This is a genomic window from Vibrio sp. 1249-1 (genome assembly GCF_033340495.1).
In genome coordinates this window covers 62,311-85,230 of record NZ_JAWOWJ010000011.1, presented here as the reverse complement: position 1 = coordinate 85,230, position 22,920 = coordinate 62,311, and the positions used below count along the sequence as shown (strand labels likewise).

Here is a 22,920-nt window from a genome sequence, read left to right as displayed (position 1 = left end):
GTATTGCTGTATCAAAAGAGCGTTGTTCATTTGGGTGAATGATGGCATGCGACATTCGTGAAAACGAAAACTGTGTTGAAAAGATGGATAAGGTAAAGAAGTTTTGAAAGAGGTGAAAAAAAATATCGTGGTATAGCCGGGGGGACTATACCACGGGTGTCAAGGACACCTTCGCTTGCTGCCGGAGTGACATGTTGCCATGCCACTTCTGGAATTTATTAGAGAGGTTGCCCTCTCGATGGAGTAACTATACGAGAGGTTACTTATTTTTCTTATAAAAATAACGCCATGTTTATATGAGAAAAGCGACAACGTTTTGTTTTTTAATTAACCCACTGTTTTAATTTGCATTTTTTGTTTTCTATCTTGGTTTGTGACATTTTTGTTTCGTTAGGTGTCATTTTTAATTGTTAATTTTGACGTAAATAACGAGAGGAAATTTACGAAGTTAACGTTTGAAAGCGTGAAAACATTTACGGAATCTTTGATTTCACACAAGGATTGAAGGGGTATAGGGGAGTAATATTGGCAACCTAAACTTATTAAATAATAATATTTCTCATTAGCAATACTCTTAAGGGCCACTATGAAGTTATCAGAGATTAATCCTGGCGATACGGTGACGATTCGGTTGTTAGATGGTCTTTCATCAGATATCAGAAAGAAACTCATGGTAATGGGGCTGCTTCCCAATACAGAAGTCAAAGTGATTCGACGTGCGCCAATGGGCGATCCTTTACAAGTCGAAGTCCGTGGTGTGTCTGTCGCATTGCGAGAAACAATTGCTCAGAAAATTGAAGTGGAGCGAGTGTAATGCAATATCAAGTGCTAACCGTAGGTAACCCTAATAGTGGTAAAACGACGCTATTTAATGGTTTAACTGGCGCAAAACAGCAAGTTGGTAACTGGGCAGGCGTCACGGTTGAAAAGAAAACGGGACAATTCAAGCATGCTGGGGATGAGTTTTTGCTCACTGACCTTCCGGGTATTTACTCATTAGACAGTGGTAATGATAGTAATAGTATTGATGAATCCATCGCATCGCGTGCGGTTCTAACTCATCCTGCTGATCTCATTATTAACGTGGTGGATGCTACAAGTTTAGAGCGCAGCTTATATATGACGCTGCAACTTCGCGAACTTGGTCGCCCTATGATTGTTGTCCTCAACAAGATGGATGCGCTAAAGCGTGAACGTCAGATGATTAACGTTGCAGAGCTTGAGAAAACGTTAGGTTGTCCGGTTGTCAGTTTATCTGCAACCAATAAAACTCAAGTGGCAGAGTTTAAAGAAAAGCTTCATAAATCCATCGTTCAAGGAGTGCCACTTAAAGAATTGTCTTTGCATTACGGTGAGAAGATGGAGTCGGCAATTCAAACGGTTTCCGCACTTTTTAACGACCAAAACGTCGCTCATCGTGCACTAGCGATTCGTGCGCTTGAAAAAGACACAATGGTGCTCAATAGTCTTTCTGATATTGATAGAAGCAAAGTCTTGGAAGTCATTACGACGTTAGATTTGGATATCGATTTGCATGTCGCGGATACTAAGTACACGCGTCTGCATGAACAGTGTAAAAAAGTTCGCCGAAGCGAAGGCAAGTTAAGTCGTAGTGTGACTGAAAGACTCGACCAGTTTATTTTGAACAAGTGGATTGGAATTCCTTTCTTCTTTGTTGTTATGTACCTGATGTTTATGTTTTCGATTAACATCGGTAGTGCATTTATCGACTTTTTTGACATTGGTGTGGGCGCATTGTTGGTTGATGGTGGGCATCACTTGTTAGACGGTCATTTGCCTGTGTGGTTAGTGACGGTTCTTGCTGATGGTATCGGTGGTGGTATCCAGACGGTTGCAACCTTCATTCCGGTTATCGCGTGTTTGTACCTCTTCCTAGCGGTACTTGAGAGCTCAGGTTACATGGCTCGTGCAGCATTCGTACTAGATAAAGTGATGCAGAAGATCGGCCTACCGGGCAAAGCATTTGTACCGTTGGTTCTTGGTTTTGGCTGTAACGTACCGTCAATCATGGCAACTCGTACTCTAGACCAAGAACGTGAGCGTAAACTGGCTGCCTCTATGGCACCATTTATGTCATGTGGTGCTCGTCTGCCTGTATACGCGCTATTCGCTGCGGCATTTTTCCCAGGCTCAGGTCAAAACATTGTATTCGCACTTTACCTACTTGGTATTGTGGCAGCGATCTTTACGGGTCTCTTCCTTAAGCATACGCTTTACCCAGGTAGCAGTGATAGCCTAGTAATGGAAATGCCAGACTATGAGCTTCCGACGCTACAAAACGTGGTGATCAAAACTTGGCAAAAGCTAAAGCGCTTTGTACTTGGTGCAGGTAAAACCATCGTTATCGTTGTTGCTATTCTGAGTTTCTTCAACTCATTGGGTACTGATGGCAGTTTTGGTAATGAAGACAGCGAAAACTCGGTGCTTTCTAAAGCTGCGCAAGTTGTAACTCCAGTATTCGCGCCAATCGGTGTTCAAGAAGATAACTGGCCAGCGACGGTTGGTATCATTACCGGCATCTTCGCAAAAGAGGCGGTAGTTGGTACGCTTAACAGTCTATACACCACGCCAAGTGACGGTGAAGACGCAGAATTTGATCTAATGGGCAGCCTAGAAGAGGCAGTAATGAGTATCCCTGAAAACTTAGCCGGTTTGAGCTACTCAGATCCACTAGGCATTGAAGTGGGTGACTTAACTGACTCAAATGCCGTTGCCGAAGAACAAGAAGTCGATGCTTCTATCTTCGGTAACATTAAATCGCAGTTTGCTTCTGGTAATGCCGCATTTGCTTACCTAATCTTTATCCTACTGTACACACCTTGTGTGGCGGCGATGGGGGCTTACGTACGTGAGTTTGGTCATAAGTTCGCACGCTTTATCGCGGTTTGGACAATGGGCTTGGCTTACCTATGTGCGACGTTCTACAACCAATTGACGCATTTCGCAGATAGCCCAGTGACAAGTGGCATTTGGATGGCAGTGATCGTAGCTATCTTCTTTGGCACATACCGTGTGTTCAAACGAGTTGGTAAGAAACAAAACGGTGTATTAGAGGCGCAAGTAGCATGATTTTAAAAGAGCTTTATCAATACATTGCAGATAAAGGAACCGTTTCCCAGTCAGATCTGGCTAAGCAGTTTGGGATGAGTGAAGATGGTGCTGACGCGATGTTAAGTGTGTGGATTAAGAAGGGCAAAATTAGCCGCCTAGTTGACACCAATAAAGCTCATGACGTGACTCGAGTTCGCTACTCAGTGACTAAACAAGATGGTTTGTCTCTGACAGTCACCATGTAGCGAATATCAAAATTAGTCACCTAAAAATTATCACGTAAAAACGACAAAGCCGCATCAGCAATGATGCGGCTTTTATTTTGCTGGTTATTGTTTGTGAATACAGCGAAATTAATGCTCTTCAGAGTGTTTAGTCGCGCCTAACCCTAGGAACTTCAAACCAAGACTTAAAACTAAAATCGAAATAGGTAATGTTAAGATCGTCCAATCTAAGCTGTAGAAGTTAATCAGCACGAGCTCTAAGAACTTCACAAACAAGATCACGATGATGACTTCAGCCAAAATGTTTTTTAGATGGCCGATGTTTGGGGTTCTGATCCAATGCAAAACCGACTGCTCTTGTGTTTTCGCTTTAGCTTTGTTGGAAATAAATAGTGTGTAGATGCCGTGAGCAAAGATGAACAAAACTAGTGCGACAAGAAACGTATCCAGTGACTTGATCAAATAAGCGATCGCGATGTCTGCTTTATCTAAATGTGCGAGTGCTTCTGGAGGTGTTTGATTAAGAATGAAGACCGCAAATGCTGAATAGGTTTTTGCTGCACCCATAAGAAAAAGCAAGAATGAAGCAGCCATAGAACAGATGATGGCGATCCAGCTGACGTATCGGAATGTGTTGAAGACTTGTTTCATGATGACCCTCTCTAACTGAGCTGGTAGTCTAAACAAGTTTTATTTTAGTGATAATCCCAGAAAAATGAGAAAGATTGTTACAAATACGTATTAATCTTTCTCTGTCTGTTTCAGCCGTATTCAAAGGCGAATTATTTTCGCTTGCAGTGCTTATGCTTTTTGGAAAATAGAGCTCAGTGATAACACGTTCTTAATACGACCAAGCAATTCGTTTTGCTCTTCTTCTGTACGGAATTCACCTTTGGTGTTACCCCAAACCGGTCCCGGCCATGCTACGTCATCTTTGAAGCGAGCAATATGGTGAATGTGCAGCTGTGGCACCATATTACCTAGCGCACCAAGGTTTAGCTTGTCTGGACGGAATGTTGCTTCCAGTGCTTGGCTTACCGCTTGAGACTCTAGCAAAAACTGTTGCTGTTCTTGCATTGGCAAGTGGTGAAGCTCTTTTAGGTTTGCACGTTTAGGGACCAAGATAACCCATGGCACGGCGTTATCTTTATGCAGAAGCGCCACACACAGTGGGAAGTGGCCGATAACGGTGGTGTCTTTTGCCAGTTGAGGGTGCAGTTCAAAACTCATTATGTTGTCCGATTTGAATTGAATGACATCAGTATACGCCAGATAAAACAAAAGGTTGACGCTTTCACGTCAACCTTTGTCATCATTTAGCTTGTGCTACTTAAGCTACCTACGTAAAAGCGGATTACATACGCTCTAGAGTATCAATACCTAGTAGAGACAGACCTTGCTTGATGGTCTTCGCTGTTAGCGCAGCTAGTTTCAGACGGCTTTGTTTCACAGCTTCGTCTTCAGCAACTAGGATAGGGCACGCTTCGTAGAAACTAGAGAACTGACCTGCTAGTTCGAATAGGTAGCTACACATGATGTGCGGTTGGCCTTCGCGAGCGACAGATTGAACCGCTTCTTCGAACTGCATAAGTTTAGCAATAAGTGCTTTCTCTTTCTCATCAGTGATTTTGATGTCGCCTTGGAGAGCGTCCATAGCAACACCAGCTTTAGCGAAAATAGAAGCTACGCGAGTGTATGCATATTGCATGTATGGTGCTGTGTTACCTTCAAACGCTAACATGTTGTCCCAATCGAACACGTAGTCAGTCGTACGGTGTTTAGATAAGTCAGAGTATTTAACCGCTGCCATTGCAACTGTTTTAGAGATCTTCTCTTTTTCTTCCGCATCTAGCTCAGGGTTTTTAGATTCGATCAGTTGTGCTGCACGAACTTCTGCTTCATCTAGAAGGTCGGCAAGGCGAACGGTACCACCCGCACGAGTCTTGAATGGCTTACCATCTTTACCAAGCATCATGCCGAACGCGTGGTGCTCAAGAGATACTGACTCAGGTACGTAGCCTGCTTTACGAACAATTGTCCAAGCTTGCATTAGGTGCTGGTGTTGACGTGAGTCGATGAAGTAAAGCACACGGTCTGCGCTTAGCTCTTCATAACGATATTTTGCACATGCGATGTCTGTTGTTGTGTATAGGAAACCGCCATCGCGTTTTTGAACGATAACGCCCATTGGTTCGCCATCTTTGTTCTTGTATTCATCTAGGAATACAACTTGCGCGCCATCATCTTCAACGGCAAGACCTTGTTCTTTTAGGTCTGCAACGATCTTAGGAAGCATGTCGTTGTACATGCTCTCGCCCATCACGTCGTCACGAGTCAGTGACACGTTTAGACGGTCGTAGTTGCGCTGGTTTTGGATCATGGTTACATCAACGAGTTTTTTCCACATTTCTGCACAGTACTCGTCACCGCTTTGCAGTTTTACCACGTAGTTTCGCGCCTTTACTGCGAACTCTTCATCTTCATCGTACAGCTTTTTCGATTCGCGGTAGAAGCCTTCAAGGTCCGCAAGTTCCATAGAAACTTCGCCAGACTCTTGTTGTACACGCTCAAGGTTTGCGATAAGCATACCGAACTGAGTACCCCAGTCGCCGATGTGGTTCGCACGGATCACTTTGTGACCTAAGAACTCAAGAGTACGTACTACCGCATCACCGATGATGGTTGAACGTAGGTGACCAACGTGCATTTCTTTAGCAACGTTTGGTGCAGAGTAGTCGGCAACGATAGTTTGAGCTTCGTCTGCTGCAACGCCAAGACGTGAGTCAGCCAGTGCTGCTTCCGCTTGTTTTGCTAGGAACTCTTCGCTTAGGAAAATGTTGATGAAACCAGGACCAGCGATTTCTGTCTTGCTTGCAATACCATCTAGGTCTAGAACATCCAGTACTTTCTGTGCAAATTCTCGTGGGTTAGTACCCAGTTTTTTAGCAACGCCCATTACGCCGTTTGCTTGGTAGTCACCAAATTGTGGCTTTGCTGATTGGCGTACTGCCGCAGGACTGCCTGCAGGTGCGCCAGCGGCTTCTAGAGCCTGAGATACTTTGTCATTAATAAGTGCTTGGATATTCACACGCGTTTCCTTCAATTCAAGGACGAAGAACTCGGCGAAGTAAGTGCCGAGTTCTGTTGGAGTTCACAAAAATGGGGCTAATGATAACAACTTTATTGCTTTTCATACAGAGAGGAATTGGGGAAATTTATACTTTTTCGATTGAATGGAAATGTGGTTTGGTTTGAGTTTACTATTGCGCTCAGAGTAATGAGATAAATCGCCCCAAAAGAGAGCCACAATGACGACTCAACTAGTTGAAAAACGCCTAGCGCCTAAATTGATGATCCAAGATCTGGATGCATTTATGGCGAAGATTGAAGAGCTTGCATCCCTGTTAAAACTGGATCTGAGCTTTGCTCAAGCTGACCATATTGCGCTGCGAATTAATGATACTGAAACAGCAAAAGCCGCGCATGAAGCATGGAATCAATACGGTAAGGTGATTTCACAAGCGAAAATCAACGGTCGCCCAATCATCGTTATCGAATTCGATAAAGCGTTGGAAAGTCGTGGCTGGAAGATTGAGTGTCTGGAACTGCCATACCCTGCGGAAGGCAAAATCTACCCAATTGAAAGCTGGGAACATGTGGAGTTTGTGATTCCGTCTCATGCCGAAACCGCAGATGAGTTTCTTGCTGATTTGAAACACACTTACCCAGCGTTTGGGGCGCGTTTTAATGAGTTGGAAGAGCTGGGTGTGAAGATCAAACTGTCGAGCCCGAAAGGGGATGGCGAACGCTTGAACAACCCAACGGTGGCGTTTAAGTACCAAGACATTTGTATCAAACTGCACCCGCATTCACTTAAGCGTATTGTGGAGTCTGAGCAGGCTGAATAAGCAAGTTTTGAACGACTAGAAAGAAGAAAGGTTTGCAAATGAGCAACCCTTTCTTTCATTCAAAAGCGATGAACTTAAAGGATCACTGTCTTATTCCCATAAACAAAGACGTGGTCATTGATCACTTTATTCAAAGCCTTACTCAATACGTTCTTCTCTACATCGCGTCCCGCTTGCGCCATATCTTGGGCATTGAATGTATGGTCGACAGGAATTACGTCTTGCTTGATGATCGGCCCTTCATCTAAATCATTAGTCACGAAGTGTGCTGTTGCACCGATGATTTTCACACCGCGATCGTAAGCTTGTTGATATGGCTTCGCGCCAATAAAAGCAGGTAAGAAGCTGTGATGAATATTAATGATTTTGTGGTGATATTTCTCAACAAACGTCGGCGTTAATACGCGCATGTATTTAGCTAGCACCAAAAAGTCAGCATCGTATTGATCGATCACTTCTAGCATCTTCTGCTCGTGTTCTTCACGGCTAAGGTTTTCATGGGTCACATGGTGGTAAGGAATGTCGAAGCGTTCAGTGAGAGTTTGCAGTTTGTCGTAATTCCCCACCACAGCGGCGATCTCAACATCTAGGCTTCCATCGTAGGTTTTCATCAGAATATCGCCTAAACAATGCGCTTCTTTTGTGACGAGAATGACGATGCGCTTACGGCGAGAGCCAACCAATTTACGCTTAGCACCTTGCGGGAGAGCTTGGTCCAAGTCGGCAAGAAACGTTTGATCGTTGAAGTATCCCTCTAGCTCCGTTCTCATGAAAAAGTGGCCACTGGTATTATCAACAAATTCGTTATTGTGAACGATGTTGAGTTGGTGCTTGTAACAGATATTAGTAATTTTCGAGATGAGACCCGGGGCGTCAGAACAGTGGGTCAACAGTGTTTTCTTTTCCATAAATCAGGTACTTCCATGCATTAATATTTTAGCGTACGAATTTGTTATTATTCCCTGGCGGGTGTAACTGTACTGCCATGTTTCACCATAAATAATCTATTCTTACGTTGGTTTCAACAAAATATCCTTGTGTCGCCGCAAGCTGGTCAGATTGTGGGCTGATGTCACTCCTATTCCTCTGATATACTCTCGATAATTTTTCAAACTCAATACCAAGCATGATCGCAAAAACTTTTTCCTCTGATGGCGCGTTAGGTAAGGCCATTCCTGGCTTTCAAGCTCGTCAGCCACAAATCGATATGGCGGAAGCCGTCAGCAGTGCGATCAAAGATCAAACCCAGTTGGTGGTGGAGGCAGGAACCGGAACCGGTAAGACCTTCGCATACCTAGTCCCTGCGCTGTTGAGCGGTAAAAAAGTGATTATCAGTACAGGCTCGAAAAACTTGCAAGAGCAGTTGTACCATCGGGACTTACCGCTCATGGTCAATGCGCTTGGTTTTTATGGTCAAGTGGCATTATTAAAAGGGCGTTCTAATTATCTGTGTTTGGATCGTTTGAGCCGCCAAATGGTCGAAAGCCACACTAATGAATCTGACCCGACGTTATTAACTCAACTGGTTAAAGTGCGTGCTTGGTCATCAGAAACCAAAACAGGTGACCTTGGTGATTGTGATGATCTGCCAGAAGACAGCATGATCATTCCGACCATCACCTCAACCAATGATAACTGTTTAGGTAAAGAGTGTCCGAGCTACACCGATTGCTTTGTATTGAAAGCGCGTAAGCGAGCCATGGATTCCGACATTGTTGTAGTGAACCATCACTTGTTTCTTGCTGATTTAGCGATCAAAGAAACAGGATTCGGTGAACTGATTCCAGAAGCCGATGTGTTTGTTTTTGATGAAGCTCATCAGTTGCCAGATATTGCGAGCGAATATTTCGGCCAGTCAGTTTCAAGCCGCCAAATTCACGATCTTGCCAAAGACATTGAAATAGCCTACCGCACCGAAGCCAAAGATATGCGTCAATTGCAAAAAGTGGGCGACAAACTCATGCAAAGCGCAATGGACATGCGGATTGTATTAGGTGAGCCAGGCTTTCGTGGCAACTGGCGTGAGGCGTTGCAATCAGGTTCTATTAAGCGAGAATTATTGCGCTTAACTGACAGCCTCGAATTGGCGATTGATGTACTCAAAATAGCTTTAGGGCGCAGTCAATTACTGGATACCGCTTTTGAACGAGCCAATTTGATCAAAGGCCGCATCGACCGCGTCTGTGATGTCGATATTACCGGTTACTCATACTGGTACGATACCTCGCCTCGTCATTTCGCTCTGCACATTACGCCTCTTTCTGTCGCGGACAAGTTCCATGAGCAAATAGAGATTAAACAAGGCGCGTGGATTTTCACGTCAGCAACCCTAGCTGTATCGGGCGACTTCAAGCACTTTACTGAGCGCCTTGGCCTCAAGCCTACAAAGCAATTTTCTCTGCCGTCCCCCTTTGATTATCAAAAACAAGCGCGCCTTTGTGTGCCAAGGTATTTGCCAGAGCCAAACAGTAACGGCTTAGCGGATAAGTTAGTCCGAATGCTTGCTCCGGTGATTGAAGAAAATGATGGTCGCTGCTTCTTTTTATGTACCTCGCACAGCATGATGCGTGAACTAGGTGAGAAGTTCCGAGAAGTACTTGAGCTGCCTGTGTTAATGCAAGGGGAGATGAGTAAGCAGAAAACCTTGGCGGAGTTTATGGAACTGGGTAACGCTTTACTCGTGGCGACGGGCGCTTTCTGGGAAGGGATTGATGTTAGAGGTGATGCGCTGAGCTGTGTTATTATCGACAAATTACCGTTTACCGCCCCTGACGATCCGTTACTCAAAGCCCGTATCGAGGATTGTCGATTACGTGGCGGTGAACCATTTGCTGAAGTACAAATCCCGGATGCAGTGATTACGTTAAAGCAGGGAGTCGGGCGATTAATTCGAGATCAGAAGGATCACGGTGCGTTGATCATTTGTGATAATCGCCTTGTCACGCGAGACTATGGTGGTATTTTCCTCGGAAGTCTACCACCTATCCCAAGGACGCGAGACTTAGATGGAATCAAAGCATTCCTGAAAGCAGAACAATCTGTCACAGACGCAAGTGCTGAGGCATAACCCAATAAATGAGAGTTGTAGAGAGTTAAATGAGCGCAAAAATTCTTGCTATCGATACAGCGACTGAAAACTGTTCAGTTGCGTTGTTGGCTAATGATCAAGTGATTTCACGTAGCGCGGTTGCACCACGCGATCACACCAAAAAAGTACTGCCAATGGTTGATGAAGTACTCAAAGAAGCTGGCCTGACTCTACAAGAGCTGGATGCGTTAGCGTTTGGACGTGGTCCAGGTAGCTTTACTGGCGTTCGTATCGGTATTGGTATCGCACAAGGTTTGGCGTTCGGTGCTGACTTACCTATGATCGGCGTTTCAACGCTGGCTGCAATGGCTCAAGGTAGCTATCGCTTACATGGTGTGACCGATGTCGCTGTGGCCATTGATGCACGTATGGGTGAAGTTTACTGGGCACGTTACACTCGCCAAGCAAACGGTGAGTGGGCAGGGGTGGATGCAGAGTGCGTAATTCCACCAGCACGTCTCGTTGAAGAAGCACAAGCAGACGACAAAACGTGGACGACAGCAGGTACTGGTTGGGATGCTTACCAAGAAGTATTAGCAGGCCTACCGTTTAATTTGACGCATGGTGACGTTCTGTACCCTGATTCACAAGACATCGTGATTCTTGCTGAACAAGAATTTAAAAAGGGTAATACCGTGCCGGTCGAAGATTCGAGCCCTGTTTATTTACGTGATAATGTGACATGGAAAAAACTTCCTGGTCGCGAATAGTCCGTTTTTCATTAACCTGACAAAAAGCAGGGCGTTTGCCCTGTATTTTTATGGAGTGCTATGGCGTCGATTAATGGCTTGCCTCCTTCTTTGATTCCCGGTGCAAATCGCACTCATAAAGCCAGTCAAAAGAAGCAGGTAAATAAATCACAAACAAAGCAGCCTGTAGGTCAGCCTTCAAAGGTTGCTAACGCCGTGGCGCACTCCATAAAACACGTGGATGAGTCCCAAATTCACCGAGCTCAAGTGCAATATGACCTTCCTGAAGGGGGCGCACGTAAAGCAATGGAGCAGTACATGGATGTCATGAATCGAGCTAAAAAAGAGGAACTGGCTCAATTACTTGGTGTCGATATTTACGTGTGAGATCTCCCCAGCTTGGGGTTACTAATATTGAAAGGTGGTTTATGAAGGTTTTTGGACGGTTTTTTCTCGCATTATTTGCTACGGTTGGTTTGTCTGCGTGTAGCTCGTTGCCTGAGGAGCTAAATGCAAGCACAGAATTGGTCGTTACAGACTATAAAGCTTTTGCTGAGTCTCAGGGGCAAGTGAGTGAAGATGTTCGCCTTGGTGGAATCATCGCTAAAGTGGATAACTTTAAAGATAAAACGCGTCTAGAGATTGTAAACCTTCCTATCAGTAAGTCTGGTAAACCTGATATCGATGAAGAGCCTACGGGACGTTTTGTCGCCTATTTTGATGGCTATTTAGAGCCTGTCGCCTTTAGTGAAGGCCGTTTGGTGACGGTTGTAGGCAAAGGAGCAGGGGAAGAAGAAGGAAAGATCGGTGAGCACGGTTACATCTTCCCGGTAATAAAGGGGGAAGGGTACCGTTTATGGAAAATTGAAGAACGTGTACGCATGTATGACTCGCCAACCTACTTTTACCCATGTTACTCGATTAACTGCCGCATGTGGCGTAATGATTTCCCACAAGACGGTAAAGTGATAAAACAGGTCAAATAATCTGCGATGCATGAGCGTCAATTCGAGCTTCCTGCCGGCAAAATGGCAGCCCTTGAGATAGGGAACGAGAAAACGGCTGACTTGTCAGTCGTTTTTCTTCATGGGTGGTTAGATAATGCGGGCAGCTTTAAAGCGCTCATGGAGCAGTTGAATCAACTTAATCCTCACTTACACCTCCTCGCCATCGATCATTTTGGTCACGGTTTATCGAGTCATAAATCTCACGATAATTATTACCCCTTTCACGACTATATTGCCGATTTGTATCAGTTTTTGGACGAATTATCACCAAACAGACTGATATTAGTAGGGCATTCACTTGGTGCTTTAATCGCAAGTTGCTATAGTGCTGCGTTTCCAGAGCAGGTCGAAGGTCTTGTGCAAATTGAGGGAGCAGGACCTCTTACTGAAGAGCCTATTAACAGTTTGCCTCGTCTTCGCGATGGCGTTTTAAGTCGAATAAGACAGCAAAACAAGCCAGAGCGAGCCATTGCCTCCTTCGATCTGGCGTTAAAATTACGCATGCAAGCCAACCAATTAACCGCTGAGCAGCTTCTACCGATAGTCGAGCGTGGAACAGAGCAGCGAGGAGATAAATGGTATTGGCGGCATGACGCCAAGTTAAAATGTGCGTCGCTTTACCGAATGGCGCAAGCGCATGCTAACTCGATTACCAGCCAAATACGTTGTCCTCATTTGATTGTATTAGGCGATCAAGGATTTCAGAATTTACCATCTAACCAAGCTGATTGGGGAGAGAGCCCACCGCAAGTGGTTTCTGTCAAGGGTGGTCATCACTGTCATTTAGAGCAAATACTCGAGGTCGCAACGCGAATTCTTGGTGTAGTTAACAAAATTTAAACAAGTGTTTGAGAGTTGCGTGCTCAAGCACGTTCGCTGTGCTGTAATAGCTTTCAAAATAAAAAGGACGCTATTTTTTAGCCAGTTATAAACGAGGAGTAACATCGTGGATAAACCATGGCTTTCACGTTATCCAAGTGACGTACCTGAAACCATTAATCCAGAGCAATATGAGTCTTTGGTAGAAATGTTTGAACAGTCTGTACAAAAATATGCAGACCAACCAGCATTCATGAACATGGGCTCGGTTATGACCTTCCGTAAATTGGAAGAGCGTAGTCGCGCATTCGCAGCGTATCTGCAAAACGAGTTAAAACTGCAAAAGGGTGACCGCGTTGCTCTGATGATGCCAAACTTACTGCAATACCCAGTAGCATTATTTGGTATTTTGCGTGCAGGTTGTATCGCCGTAAACGTTAACCCACTTTACACTCCTCGTGAACTTGAACACCAATTGAATGACTCAGGTGCGACGACGATTGTGATTGTGTCTAACTTTGCGAACACGCTAGAACAAATTGTCGATAAAACACCAGTCAAACACGTAGTGTTAACCAGTCTTGGTCAAATGCTGCCACGAGCGAAAGGTACGATTGTCGATTTTGTCGTGAAGTACGTTAAGGGCATGGTGCCTAAGTACGATTTACCTGGTGCAATCTCAATGCGTCAGGCTCTACGTAAAGGTCGTCGTCTACAATACGTTAAACCGTTTATGTCTGGGGATGACATTGCATTCCTGCAATATACGGGGGGGACGACAGGTGTCGCGAAAGGCGCGATTCTGACTCACCGCAACATGATTGCGAACGTTCTACAGGCAAAAGGCGCGTACGGACCGGTTTTATCTCCGGGGCGTGAATTAGTCGTGACAGCGTTACCGCTGTATCACGTATTTGCTCTTACCGTAAACTGTCTGCTGTTTGTTGAAATGGGTGGTCGTAACTTACTTATTACCAACCCAAGAGATATTCCAGGGTTCGTGAAAGAGCTACAAAAGCATCCGTTTACTGCGATTACGGGCGTGAATACCTTATTTAATGCATTGGTCAATAATGAAGATTTCCACGAGTTGGATTTCAGTAATCTACGTTTAGCCGTTGGCGGCGGCATGGCAGTGCAGCGCTCAGTGGCAGAAAGATGGCAAAAGACCACGGGTTGCTATTTGCTCGAAGGTTACGGTCTAACAGAGTGTTCTCCGTTGGTGGCGGCATATCCGCATGATCTTGTTGAATACAATGGCTCTATTGGTCTGCCGGTACCATCAACAGAAGTTCGTATCGTGGATGAAGAAGGCAACGCTCTTGCGAATACTGAAACTGGTGAACTTCAAGTTCGTGGTCCTCAGGTTATGCAAGGTTACTGGCAACGACCTGAAGCAACGAAAGATACGATTAACGAAGACGGCTGGCTATCAACTGGCGACATCGTTAAGTTCGATGACGAAGGCTTCCTGCATATCGTTGACCGTAAGAAAGACATGATCTTAGTATCAGGCTTTAATGTTTACCCGAACGAAATCGAAGACGTTGTAGCACTTCACGGCAAAGTACTTGAAGTTGCTGCTATTGGTCAGCCGCATGAAGTGTCTGGTGAATTAGTGAAGATTTATGTCGTGAAACGCGATCCGAGCTTGACCAAAGACGAAGTGATCGCGCATTGTCGAGAACACCTAACTGGCTACAAAGTTCCGAAGTTGGTTGAGTTCCGCGAAGACTTACCTAAAACCAATGTCGGTAAGATCTTGCGTCGTGTTTTACGCGAAGAGAATGACGCTGAACTTGCGAAGAAAAGCGCATAAGCCGATTTCGTCGAGTCGAGAGATTTAAAAAATGATAGAATGCCAGCGTTTTGCTGGCATTTTTTATAGCGAGAAGTATGTGAACTATCAAATTATTACTAAAAACAAAGACCTAGAAGAGGTTTGCACTCATGCCCGAGAGGCAGACGTAGTGATGCTGGATACCGAATTCGTTCGTATTCGCACTTTCTACCCGCAGTTAGGTCTGATTCAGCTTTTCGATGGTAATCGCCTCTCGCTGATTGATCCGACTGAATTAACGGATATGACGCCGTTTGTAGCGCTATTAAAAGATACTTCTGTGCTAAAAGTGCTGCACGCATGTGGTGAAGATTTAGAAGTTTTCCAAAACGCTTTTGGTTGTACACCATTCCCTATGGTGGATACGCAGCTGATGGCCGCTTTTCTCGGTCACGGCCTATCGACAGGCTTCGCATCGCTGGTGGAAGAATATTTAGGCGTAGAGCTCGACAAAAGTGAATCACGTACCGACTGGATGGCTCGTCCACTGACACAAAAGCAATTAGATTATGCTGCCGCAGATGTTCATTACTTGTTACCGTTATACGAAAAGCTGTTCGATAAGGTGACGCAAGCAGGTTGGTGGGAAGCTGTACAGCAAGAAAGTGATTTACTCGTTTCGAAACGTATTCGCGTAACCAATGAAGAGAATGCCTACCTTGATATTAAGGGCGCTTGGCAATTAAAACCTTCTGAGCTGGCTATTTTAAAGCCATTGGCGACGTGGCGTTATCGTGAAGCAATCAAACGAGATTTAGCGCTGAACTTTATCTTCAAAGAAGGTGATCTATTAACGGTCGCTCGTCTTGGTTTAACGAACTTTAAGAAGATGGAAGCAGAAGATATTGATATCCGAGCGATTAACCGCCATGGCGCGAAGATTGCCGCGATTGTTAAGCAAGCGAAGCAAACACCTTCTGAAGAGTATCCTGCGAAAATTGAGCGTTTAATGGACTATCCGGGTTACAAGCAGGTCTTCAAAAATATGAAAGACTTGGTGAAATCGGCTTCGCAGAAGTCAGGTTTAGCCACGGAGTTCCTTGCCTCTAAAAAGCAGATCAATCAGTTGATCAGTTGGGTTTGGAAAAAAGATCGTGACCCAGAAGTATTGCCTGATTTGATGCAAGGGTGGCGTTTGGATTTACTCGGCGACAAGATGAATAAAGCATTAAAGTAATGAAAGATGAAAAAGGTTGGCCTCGATGCCAACCTTTTTCGTTCTAATTAGAGCATTCGTCTGGCGAGAGAAACTGATTACTTTTCTTCGTCTGGTAGCTTCACATTCAGCTCAAGAACTGAGATATCGTCGTCTTTGTGCTCAAATGTTAAGTCAACCATATTTGGATCAATTGCCACGTACTTGCTGATCACCTTCAAGATGTCTTCTTTTAATTGAGGCAAGTAAGACGGCGCAGGATCATTTTGGCTGCGGCGCTCTGCGACAATGATTTGCAAACGCTCTTTAGCTAGATTCGCAGAAGTTTTCTTCTGTGGACGGAAAAATTCTAATAATGACATGTCTAGCCTCCAAAGAGTCGTTTAAAGAGTCCTTTCTTCTCCTCAGTAAGGAAACGAAATTCAACCTGATTGCCTAATAAGCGATCAACGGTGTCAGAATAAGCCATACCCGCATCGGTGTTATCGTCAAAAGTGACTGGCACACCTTTGTTTGACGCGTTAAGCACGGCTTGGCTTTCTGGAATCACGCCCAGTAGTGGAATATGTAAGATCTCCTCTACGTCTTCAACGCTTAGCATTTCGCCTTGAGTGACGCGAGATGGGTTGTAGCGAGTCAGTAACAGGTGCTGTTTTACTGGCTCTAGCCCTTGCTCTGCACGCAGTGACTTAGAATCTAAAATACCGAGAATGCGGTCAGAGTCACGTACAGAAGAGACTTCTGGGTTCGTTGTGACAATGGCTTCATCGGCATAGTACAAGGCCATTAACGCGCCTTGCTCGATACCTGCTGGTGAATCACAAATAATGAAATCAAAGCCCATTTCATCAAGTTCGCCGAATACGCGCTGAACACCATCTTTTGTCAGTGCGTCTTTATCACGAGTTTGAGAAGCAGGAAGAATAAATAGGTTGTCCGTGCGCTTATCTTTGATCAGCGCTTGGTTTAATGTCGCTTCGCCGTTAATGACGTTCACAAAGTCATACACGACGCGGCGCTCACAGCCCATGATTAGATCGAGGTTACGCAAACCGATGTCAAAATCGATCACCGCGGTCTTTTTTCCCTTAAGAGCTAGACCAGAGGCGATGGCTGCGCTTGAAGTGGTTTTACCAACGCCACCTTTACCAGACGTTACTACAATAATGCGTGCCATTTTTTTTCCTTTTTAGATTAAATCGCGAGAACTTCTAAATGTAATGATTCATCGGCTTTACTGATCATTACTTTCTTTTGCCAGTACTCGCTTTCAATTTGATCGCTTAACCAGTAGTCACCCGCAATGGATACCAGTTCTGCTTGTAAATCGTGGCAAATAATACGCGCTTCCTGCTGACCACTTGCTCCTGCAATCGCACGACCTCGAAGTGTGCCATGGATATGAATAGAGCCGTCAGCAATGACTTCAGCACCTGCACTTACGTGCGCTAGCACCACCAAATCACCATCTTTTGCGTAGATCTGTTGTCCTGAGCGGACAGGCGTACGAACTACTTTCGTTGGTGCCATTTTGGCAGGTGCTTGGCTTGGCGATTTGCTCGCCGACATAATGGCGAAGCCAGCTTCGGAAGCAAGGTTTTGTACACGCTTGTCTTTACAGCCCGTTACACCGACCGGAATAAAACCGGCATCTGAGATGCCTTGTTTAAGCTTAGGGAAATCAATGTCGCCTTGTACTTTTGCTATATTGATTACCAAAGGCGCGGATGCAAAAAAAGAAGGTGCTTGAGAAACTTTTTCTTGCAAAAATTCGACAGTCTTTGCGATCTCATTGTCAGAAAGGTGTAAAACTGACAATGTAAAACTGCTACCTTTAAGGTCTGGTGAATGGGTCATCGTGGACTTCTTGCCTTTATTGAAAGAGCGTTGCCTTAAACTAGGTATGTCATGTTATATTTCATCCTTTGACGCAGCAAGTTCTCTCGTGGGCAAATAGGTGAATTAATCTCAAATTTGCTATTAAGTTTGCGAGAATTTGACGTTTTCAACCTAATCCGCACTCAACGCGGCTAAATCAGCATAAAAGGCGTGTCATGCTTTGTTCTATTTATAAAAGCTCGAAAAAAGAAGGTACTTATCTCTATATTCCGAAAAAGGATGATTTTTCACAGGTTCCTGACACCTTAATGCAGATGTTCGGTAAGCCTATCGCTGTCATGACGATTAAACTTGATGGCCGTAAATTGGCACAAGTTGATATCGAAAAAGTGAAGGCTTCATTACAAAATGATGGCTTCTTTCTTCAGGTTCCACCGCCGCCGGAGAACCTATTAGAAAAGTACAAAGAACAAAAAGCCCAGCAGAAAGGCGAATAACGTCATCGTTTTTCATCTGGGATTTCTGCCTTGCTCAAGGAGGGCAATATGAAAAAGATACTGGCTACCATGCTTAGCGTTGGTATGTGTACCTCGGCTTTTGCAAGTAGCGAGGGTTTTGATGAATACTTGAATAAGCTGCGTGCTGAAGCTCGTGATAAAGGTATCTCAGAGCAGGTCATTAGTGCTGCTTTTGCTAATGTTGAGTACAAGCCGCGAGCAGTAAAAGCGGACCGAAACCAACCAGAAAAGAAACTGACATTGGATGAGTACATTCCTCGCGCGGTGCCTGAATGGAAGGTGAAGCAAGCCAGACAACTCTACAAAGAGCATTACACTGAGCTAAAGCGTATAGGCGATGAGTACGGTGTCCACCCGCGCTTTATTGTGGCACTTTGGGGAGTTGAAAGTAACTTTGGTAAGTTTACCGGCAACTTTAAAGTGATTGATGCACTATCCACAATGGCATTTGAAGGCCGTCGTGAAGAGTTTTTCCGTAAAGAGACCATGTCGGCACTGCAGATCCTCGATCAAGGCCATATTGAGCTAGAGAACTTTAAAGGCTCATGGGCTGGTGCGATGGGTCAATGCCAGTTTATGCCAAGCTCTTTCCTTCGTTTTGCTGCTGACGGCAACGGTGATGGTAAAAAAGACATATGGCAATCTGAAGCGGACGTGTTTGCATCAACCGCTAACTATTTGAGCAAGTCTGGTTGGGATGATAAATATACTTGGGGTCGCCAAGTTAAGGTTCCTAAAAATATTGATCGCAGCCTGGAAGGGCGCACGGCTGAAAAAGGCAAATACCTTCAAGAGTGGAGCCAATTAGGTATCACAAAATATGACGGTAGCCCGTTGCCAAAACTGGATGAAGACATCAAAGCATGGTTGATCATGCCGGACGACGAGAATGGTCGTACGTATCTGGTTTACAATAACTACAACGTATTGATGAAGTGGAACCGCTCTTACTACTTCGCACTTGCTGTGAGCCACTTGGCTGACCGTATTAAATACTGATCTGCCACAAACAATTCGGCATCCAGTCTTCAATACAAGGGCTCTTCGGAGCCCTTTGTTTTTTCTATAACCAAATCGAGGTAAAGCGTGTTATCTGAACGTGCCGCACAAATGGTGATTTTCTCCGCTCTTCTTAAACACAAAAGCTTCACAGCTGCTGCAAAGAGCTTAGGCGTGTCGGTGTCTCATGTGAGTAAACAGTTGAGTCAGTTAGAAGCGTCTCTTGGTATCAAGCTTGTTCAACGCACTACGCGAAGCTTTACGCCGACAGAGGCAGGGAAAACCTTTTTTCATCACTGTGAGCAAGTGGTACAAGCGGTGAGCAGCGCCACATTAGAGATGGAAACCCAGCGGGATGAAGTAGCAGGTTTGGTACGTCTTGGGTTGTCGCAATCATTTGGTACCTTACACATTATTCCAGCGATTCAAGAGTTACGCGAACTGTATCCTCAACTTCAAGTGGAAGTACATCTGTTTGACTATAAGGTCGATATGTTAGCCGAAGGGCTCGATTTATGGGTAACCAACAACGAGCATTTGCCTGAAGGTTACATTGCGCAGCGTTTGACGGATTGCCAGTTTGTTGTTGCGGCATCGCCAGATTACTTATTGAAACATGACACGCCAACAGAACCGGATGACCTATCTGCTCACAACTGCCTCATATACAGAAGCTGGGAGCGTGACTATACGGGGTGGGCGTTTACCAAAGATCAGCAAGAATTGAACGTAAAAGTCTCGGGTAACTATTCAGTAGATCTGGCAGAAGCCGTTCGGGATGCGGCTATTGCAGGTTGGGGTATTGCCTACCTTGCCACTTACTTGCTGGGGGATGAGTTTAGAACGGGTAAGTTAATACAGCTGTTACCTGACTGGAAAGCCAGCCAGTCGATGCCGTTTTATGCGGTATACCCAAGCCGCCAGCATATGCCAAAAAAAATATCCGCAGTGATTAACTTTATCAAACAGAAGATCGGCAACCCTTGTCATTGGGACCAACGTTTGGCACCTTACATCTCTATTCCTAAATAACAGGATCAATGACGTTGTAGAACGACACATAAGGTGATTCACTTCACAAAAATTTTTCCTGAACCAGAAACATATTTTCTATATGGAAATAATTAAAATAAGCAAACGTTTATCTTCAATAAATTCAATTGGTTATTTTGTTGGTCAGTTATTGGTCGCTTAAACTTTTCACACTGTTAACATCCTCAACTTGCAGCATTTTGAGTCCGCTATACAATCCGGTGCCTTCCATATCCCCCTTCTGTCGGATTCATTTTATGAACTCAATTATTGGTATCGTAGCCATACTATTCCTAGCATGGCTACTTTCTACAAATAGAAAAAATATAAAGCTGAGAACGGTGTCGTTTGCGTTTGCTTTGCAGGTACTGTTTGCGTTGTTGGTTTTATATGTACCAGCAGGAAGAGATGCGCTGAATTCAGTGAGCAGTGTTGTGTCGAATTTGATCAACTATGGTCAAGAGGGCATTGCGTTTTTATTCGGTAATTTGGCGACAGGGGGCTTCACCTTTGCGATCAATGTTCTGGGTATCATCGTTTTCTTCTCCTCTCTTATCTCAGGTCTTTATCACATTGGTGTGATGCCAAAAATCATTAACTTTATCGGTGGTGGTATTCAAAAGCTGCTGGGTATCGGTCGTGCTGAGTCTTTGTCTGCTACGGCGAATATCTTTGTTGGCACCATTGAAGCACCATTAATGGTAAAGCCTTACCTAAAACACATGACTGACTCGCAGTTCTTTGCAGTTATGACAGGTGGTTTAGCGTCAGTTGCTGGCGGAACGTTGGTTGGTTACGCATCACTGGGTGTCGACCTCAACTATCTTATTGCTGCTGCATTTATGTCAGCACCTGCCGGCTTGTTGATGGCAAAAATTTTAATGCCAGAAGATACGGATAAAGCAGCAGATATCGACATTAGCCAAGTTGAAATTCCACGTGCAACCAACGTAGTAGAAGCATTAGCCGATGGTGCCATGGCGGGTGTACGCATTGCTGTATCGGTCGGTGGTACGTTACTGGCGTTTATTAGTGTCATTGCAATGCTAAACGGCATGTTAGGCTGGATAGGTGATCTTATTGGGACACCATTAAGTTTTGAGCTCATCCTAGGTTTTGTGTTTGCGCCAGTCGCTTGGTTGTTGGGTATACCATGGCAAGAAGCAACCACAGCAGGCTCGCTGATTGGTAACAAGATTGTGGTGAATGAGTTCGTCGCTTTCATCCAGCTTGCAGAAGTGAAGTCTCAACTTAGTGAACACTCACAAGCAATCGTGACGTTTGCTTTGTGTGGCTTTGCAAACATCTCAAGCATGGCGATGCTGATTGGTGGGTTGGGCTCATTGGTACCAGAAAAGCGTGCATTTGTTTCTAAGCATGGTTTCCGTGCGATTATCGCTGGTGTCATGGCGAACTTAATGAGCGCTTCGATTGCGGGCGTGATTTTAAGTCTGTAATTGAAATAGATATCAACAATTAGCAAAAAGGCTCCTTGCGGAGCCTTTTTCGTATCTGAAGTTTTACGTTATTTGTCTGTGTGGAACTGTTCGCAAGCGAGCATCGTGTTCTCAATTAAACTTGCGACGGTCATTGGGCCAACGCCACCAGGAACAGGAGTAATAAAGCTCGCACTTTCACGTGCTTTGTCGTATTCCACGTCGCCAACTAGTTTGCCTGAATCAAGACGGTTAATACCGACATCGACCACCACTGCGCCTTTTTTAATCCACTCACCAGGGATGAAGTTAGGCTTACCAACCGCCACCACGACAACGTCAGCTTGACGCACATGACTCTCTAGGTCTTTGGTAAAACGGTGACATGTTGTTGTTGTGCAGCCCGCAAGCAGCAGCTCAAGTGTCATTGGACGACCAACAATGTTTGATGCACCAACCACAACCGCATGTTTACCACGTAGCTCAATGTTGTAACGGTCGAGTAGGGTAATTATGCCCTTTGGCGTGCAAGAGCGAAGCTTTGGAATACGCTGCGCAAGACGACCAACGTTGTAAGGATGGAAGCCATCCACGTCCTTCTCTGGGTGAATGCGCTCTAAAACATGTGTTGTGTCTATGCCCGCAGGAAGGGGTAATTGCACTAGAATGCCGTCAATTTCATCATCGTTGTTTAATTCATCAATCAGAGCTAGTAACTCTTCTTCTGAGCTAGACGCAGGAAGGTCAAAAGACTTAGAAACAAACCCAACTTCTTCACATGCGCGGCGTTTGCTACCGACATAAACCTGAGAAGCAGGATCTTCACCAACTAGAACCACTGCTAAACCAGGAGCACGTAGCCCAGCTTCAACACGTGCTTTAACACGTGCAGCCACTTCGGATCGAACAGTTTGGGAAATGAGAGTTCCGTCTATATTTTGAGCAGTCATGACTTTCCTTATAAATTAAGAAGGCAGATTATCTGCGGCGCATTGTCGCAGAATTTCTTATCAACATCCATACGCAAACGTTTGCTTTGTGGTGTTTTTGAACATTAAGCGTTTTAATGGACTTTTTTTAGGCATTCAGATCAGAATGTTATGAAAACCCGTTGATTTACCCGTTTGAACTCGTATAATCCTGTCCCTGTAGCGCGCCCTTAGCTCAGCTGGATAGAGCACGTCCCTTCTAAGGATGTGGTCATTGGTTCGAATCCAATAGGGCGTGCCATTTATTCAAAAGCCTCGATAACTCTTTGAGTTGTCGGGGCTTTGTCGTTTTTAGGTTTTTGGC

General features: G+C 44.8%; 23 protein-coding genes and 1 tRNA gene. 16 read left to right on the top strand and 8 right to left on the bottom strand.

The window, feature by feature from the left end; translation table 11 throughout:
- Nucleotides 1-586: 586 nt before the first annotated feature.
- The 3 genes from R7Z50_RS18170 to R7Z50_RS18160 are packed head-to-tail and all read left to right on the top strand — an operon-like array spanning nt 587 to nt 3,317.
- Nucleotides 587-814, top strand: a complete 228-nt coding sequence (locus R7Z50_RS18170) for a FeoA family protein (protein ID WP_005382190.1) — start codon at nt 587-589, stop codon at nt 812-814.
- A complete protein-coding gene (gene feoB / locus R7Z50_RS18165) occupies nt 814-3,090 on the top strand; it encodes a Fe(2+) transporter permease subunit FeoB (RefSeq protein ID WP_318149190.1) in 2,277 nt (758 codons plus the stop codon). Before R7Z50_RS18170 ends, feoB begins: the two co-directional genes overlap by 1 nt.
- Nucleotides 3,087-3,317 carry a FeoC-like transcriptional regulator gene (locus R7Z50_RS18160; protein WP_005426709.1) on the top strand — a complete coding sequence of 77 codons (231 nt, stop codon included), beginning with the start codon at nt 3,087-3,089 and terminating at the stop codon, nt 3,315-3,317. The genes feoB and R7Z50_RS18160 overlap by 4 nt, the downstream gene beginning before the upstream one ends.
- Before the next feature lie 108 nt (nt 3,318-3,425).
- Here R7Z50_RS18160 and R7Z50_RS18155 read toward each other — a convergent pair whose 3' ends face one another.
- The 3 genes from R7Z50_RS18155 to argS form a co-directional block, all read right to left on the bottom strand.
- Nucleotides 3,426-3,947, bottom strand: coding sequence for a YqhA family protein (locus R7Z50_RS18155; protein WP_047102885.1), 522 nt, complete (start codon nt 3,945-3,947; stop codon nt 3,426-3,428).
- A gap of 150 nt (nt 3,948-4,097) precedes the next feature.
- Entirely contained in the window at nt 4,098-4,526 is a 429-nt protein-coding gene (locus R7Z50_RS18150; RefSeq protein ID WP_005382194.1) for an HIT family protein, read from the bottom strand.
- A 124-nt stretch (nt 4,527-4,650) separates the two neighbouring features.
- On the bottom strand, nt 4,651-6,384 hold the full coding sequence (argS, locus tag R7Z50_RS18145; protein ID WP_025517318.1) for an arginine--tRNA ligase: 1,734 nt from the start codon (nt 6,382-6,384) through the stop codon (nt 4,651-4,653).
- Between the two features lie 220 nt (nt 6,385-6,604).
- Between argS and R7Z50_RS18140 the strand changes: the two genes are divergently transcribed.
- Nucleotides 6,605-7,204 carry a VOC family protein gene (locus R7Z50_RS18140; protein ID WP_318149189.1) on the top strand — a complete coding sequence of 200 codons (600 nt, stop codon included), beginning with the start codon at nt 6,605-6,607 and terminating at the stop codon, nt 7,202-7,204.
- A 74-nt stretch (nt 7,205-7,278) separates the two neighbouring features.
- Here the strand turns inward: R7Z50_RS18140 and purU are convergent, their stop codons facing one another.
- Entirely contained in the window at nt 7,279-8,112 is an 834-nt protein-coding gene (gene purU / locus R7Z50_RS18135; protein WP_005382206.1) for a formyltetrahydrofolate deformylase, read from the bottom strand.
- A 218-nt stretch (nt 8,113-8,330) separates the two neighbouring features.
- Between purU and R7Z50_RS18130 the strand changes: the two genes are divergently transcribed.
- The 7 genes from R7Z50_RS18130 to rnd all read left to right on the top strand — a co-directional run bounded on the left by R7Z50_RS18130 (nt 8,331) and on the right by rnd (nt 15,824).
- Nucleotides 8,331-10,271: an ATP-dependent DNA helicase gene (locus R7Z50_RS18130; RefSeq protein ID WP_053303287.1), complete on the top strand. Its 1,941-nt coding sequence runs from the start codon at nt 8,331-8,333 to the stop codon at nt 10,269-10,271.
- A gap of 29 nt (nt 10,272-10,300) precedes the next feature.
- Nucleotides 10,301-11,002 (top strand): tRNA (adenosine(37)-N6)-threonylcarbamoyltransferase complex dimerization subunit type 1 TsaB, encoded by a 702-nt coding sequence (tsaB, locus tag R7Z50_RS18125; protein WP_064376304.1) that lies wholly within the window; start codon nt 10,301-10,303, stop codon nt 11,000-11,002.
- Between the two features lie 60 nt (nt 11,003-11,062).
- Nucleotides 11,063-11,368: a hypothetical protein gene (locus tag R7Z50_RS18120; RefSeq protein ID WP_017819942.1), complete on the top strand. Its 306-nt coding sequence runs from the start codon at nt 11,063-11,065 to the stop codon at nt 11,366-11,368.
- A 41-nt stretch (nt 11,369-11,409) separates the two neighbouring features.
- Entirely contained in the window at nt 11,410-11,967 is a 558-nt protein-coding gene (locus R7Z50_RS18115; RefSeq protein ID WP_005382214.1) for a Slp family lipoprotein, read from the top strand.
- Between the two features lie 6 nt (nt 11,968-11,973).
- Nucleotides 11,974-12,828 (top strand): alpha/beta fold hydrolase, encoded by an 855-nt coding sequence (locus R7Z50_RS18110; protein ID WP_064376303.1) that lies wholly within the window; start codon nt 11,974-11,976, stop codon nt 12,826-12,828.
- Nucleotides 12,829-12,934: 106 nt separating this feature from the next.
- Complete coding sequence (gene fadD / locus R7Z50_RS18105) at nt 12,935-14,626, top strand: long-chain-fatty-acid--CoA ligase FadD (protein WP_005382216.1); 1,692 nt, start codon at nt 12,935-12,937, stop codon at nt 14,624-14,626.
- Nucleotides 14,627-14,705: 79 nt separating this feature from the next.
- The gene (gene rnd / locus R7Z50_RS18100; RefSeq protein WP_031777213.1) at nt 14,706-15,824 is read left to right on the top strand and encodes a ribonuclease D; all 1,119 of its coding nucleotides are present in this window, start codon (nt 14,706-14,708) and stop codon (nt 15,822-15,824) included.
- A 77-nt stretch (nt 15,825-15,901) separates the two neighbouring features.
- Here the strand turns inward: rnd and minE are convergent, their stop codons facing one another.
- Genes minE through minC form a run of 3 tightly spaced genes read right to left on the bottom strand, consistent with a single transcriptional unit; the run spans nt 15,902 to nt 17,660 of the window.
- Complete coding sequence (gene minE, locus R7Z50_RS18095; RefSeq protein ID WP_005388332.1) at nt 15,902-16,165, bottom strand: cell division topological specificity factor MinE; 264 nt, start codon at nt 16,163-16,165, stop codon at nt 15,902-15,904.
- A gap of 2 nt (nt 16,166-16,167) precedes the next feature.
- Complete coding sequence (gene minD / locus R7Z50_RS18090; RefSeq protein ID WP_005388331.1) at nt 16,168-16,980, bottom strand: septum site-determining protein MinD; 813 nt, start codon at nt 16,978-16,980, stop codon at nt 16,168-16,170.
- 17 nt (nt 16,981-16,997) lie between these two features.
- Nucleotides 16,998-17,660, bottom strand: a complete 663-nt coding sequence (gene minC / locus R7Z50_RS18085) for a septum site-determining protein MinC (RefSeq protein ID WP_005382304.1) — start codon at nt 17,658-17,660, stop codon at nt 16,998-17,000.
- A gap of 197 nt (nt 17,661-17,857) precedes the next feature.
- Here minC and R7Z50_RS18080 point away from each other — a divergent pair, with 197 nt between their 5' ends.
- The 4 genes from R7Z50_RS18080 (at nt 17,858) to R7Z50_RS18065 (ending at nt 21,648) form a co-directional block, all read left to right on the top strand.
- Nucleotides 17,858-18,139 carry a YcgL domain-containing protein gene (locus R7Z50_RS18080; protein ID WP_005382303.1) on the top strand — a complete coding sequence of 94 codons (282 nt, stop codon included), beginning with the start codon at nt 17,858-17,860 and terminating at the stop codon, nt 18,137-18,139.
- Nucleotides 18,140-18,187: 48 nt separating this feature from the next.
- Complete coding sequence (locus tag R7Z50_RS18075; RefSeq protein ID WP_005388330.1) at nt 18,188-19,159, top strand: lytic transglycosylase domain-containing protein; 972 nt, start codon at nt 18,188-18,190, stop codon at nt 19,157-19,159.
- Nucleotides 19,160-19,246: 87 nt separating this feature from the next.
- Nucleotides 19,247-20,191: a LysR family transcriptional regulator gene (locus R7Z50_RS18070; RefSeq protein WP_017634801.1), complete on the top strand. Its 945-nt coding sequence runs from the start codon at nt 19,247-19,249 to the stop codon at nt 20,189-20,191.
- 257 nt (nt 20,192-20,448) lie between these two features.
- Nucleotides 20,449-21,648: a NupC/NupG family nucleoside CNT transporter gene (locus tag R7Z50_RS18065; protein WP_005382298.1), complete on the top strand. Its 1,200-nt coding sequence runs from the start codon at nt 20,449-20,451 to the stop codon at nt 21,646-21,648.
- Nucleotides 21,649-21,716: 68 nt separating this feature from the next.
- On the opposite strand, the gene folD is transcribed toward R7Z50_RS18065, so the two are convergent.
- Nucleotides 21,717-22,577 (bottom strand): bifunctional methylenetetrahydrofolate dehydrogenase/methenyltetrahydrofolate cyclohydrolase FolD, encoded by an 861-nt coding sequence (gene folD, locus R7Z50_RS18060; RefSeq protein ID WP_005382297.1) that lies wholly within the window; start codon nt 22,575-22,577, stop codon nt 21,717-21,719.
- A 203-nt stretch (nt 22,578-22,780) separates the two neighbouring features.
- On the opposite strand from folD, the gene R7Z50_RS18055 reads away from it, so the two are divergent.
- Nucleotides 22,781-22,857, top strand: a tRNA-Arg gene (locus R7Z50_RS18055).
- Nucleotides 22,858-22,920 lie beyond the last annotated feature (63 nt).

What these genes read in the sequence shown, in the direction of transcription:
- R7Z50_RS18120 (WP_017819942.1), top strand. Translation starts at nt 11,063, where the DNA reads ATGGCGTCGATTAATGGCTTGCCTCCTTCTTTGATTCCCGGTGCAAAT.
- minC (WP_005382304.1), bottom strand. Translation starts at nt 17,660, where the DNA reads ATGACCCATTCACCAGACCTTAAAGGTAGCAGTTTTACATTGTCAGTT.
- R7Z50_RS18110 (WP_064376303.1), top strand. Translation starts at nt 11,974, where the DNA reads ATGCATGAGCGTCAATTCGAGCTTCCTGCCGGCAAAATGGCAGCCCTT.
- minE (WP_005388332.1), bottom strand. Translation starts at nt 16,165, where the DNA reads ATGTCATTATTAGAATTTTTCCGTCCACAGAAGAAAACTTCTGCGAAT.
- feoB (WP_318149190.1), top strand. Translation starts at nt 814, where the DNA reads ATGCAATATCAAGTGCTAACCGTAGGTAACCCTAATAGTGGTAAAACG.
- tsaB (WP_064376304.1), top strand. Translation starts at nt 10,301, where the DNA reads ATGAGCGCAAAAATTCTTGCTATCGATACAGCGACTGAAAACTGTTCA.
- R7Z50_RS18155 (WP_047102885.1), bottom strand. Translation starts at nt 3,947, where the DNA reads ATGAAACAAGTCTTCAACACATTCCGATACGTCAGCTGGATCGCCATC.
- R7Z50_RS18075 (WP_005388330.1), top strand. Translation starts at nt 18,188, where the DNA reads ATGAAAAAGATACTGGCTACCATGCTTAGCGTTGGTATGTGTACCTCG.
- purU (WP_005382206.1), bottom strand. Translation starts at nt 8,112, where the DNA reads ATGGAAAAGAAAACACTGTTGACCCACTGTTCTGACGCCCCGGGTCTC.
- R7Z50_RS18080 (WP_005382303.1), top strand. Translation starts at nt 17,858, where the DNA reads ATGCTTTGTTCTATTTATAAAAGCTCGAAAAAAGAAGGTACTTATCTC.
- R7Z50_RS18160 (WP_005426709.1), top strand. Translation starts at nt 3,087, where the DNA reads ATGATTTTAAAAGAGCTTTATCAATACATTGCAGATAAAGGAACCGTT.
- folD (WP_005382297.1), bottom strand. Translation starts at nt 22,577, where the DNA reads ATGACTGCTCAAAATATAGACGGAACTCTCATTTCCCAAACTGTTCGA.
- R7Z50_RS18065 (WP_005382298.1), top strand. Translation starts at nt 20,449, where the DNA reads ATGAACTCAATTATTGGTATCGTAGCCATACTATTCCTAGCATGGCTA.
- R7Z50_RS18115 (WP_005382214.1), top strand. Translation starts at nt 11,410, where the DNA reads ATGAAGGTTTTTGGACGGTTTTTTCTCGCATTATTTGCTACGGTTGGT.
- R7Z50_RS18150 (WP_005382194.1), bottom strand. Translation starts at nt 4,526, where the DNA reads ATGAGTTTTGAACTGCACCCTCAACTGGCAAAAGACACCACCGTTATC.
- R7Z50_RS18170 (WP_005382190.1), top strand. Translation starts at nt 587, where the DNA reads ATGAAGTTATCAGAGATTAATCCTGGCGATACGGTGACGATTCGGTTG.
- R7Z50_RS18140 (WP_318149189.1), top strand. Translation starts at nt 6,605, where the DNA reads ATGACGACTCAACTAGTTGAAAAACGCCTAGCGCCTAAATTGATGATC.
- minD (WP_005388331.1), bottom strand. Translation starts at nt 16,980, where the DNA reads ATGGCACGCATTATTGTAGTAACGTCTGGTAAAGGTGGCGTTGGTAAA.
- R7Z50_RS18130 (WP_053303287.1), top strand. Translation starts at nt 8,331, where the DNA reads ATGATCGCAAAAACTTTTTCCTCTGATGGCGCGTTAGGTAAGGCCATT.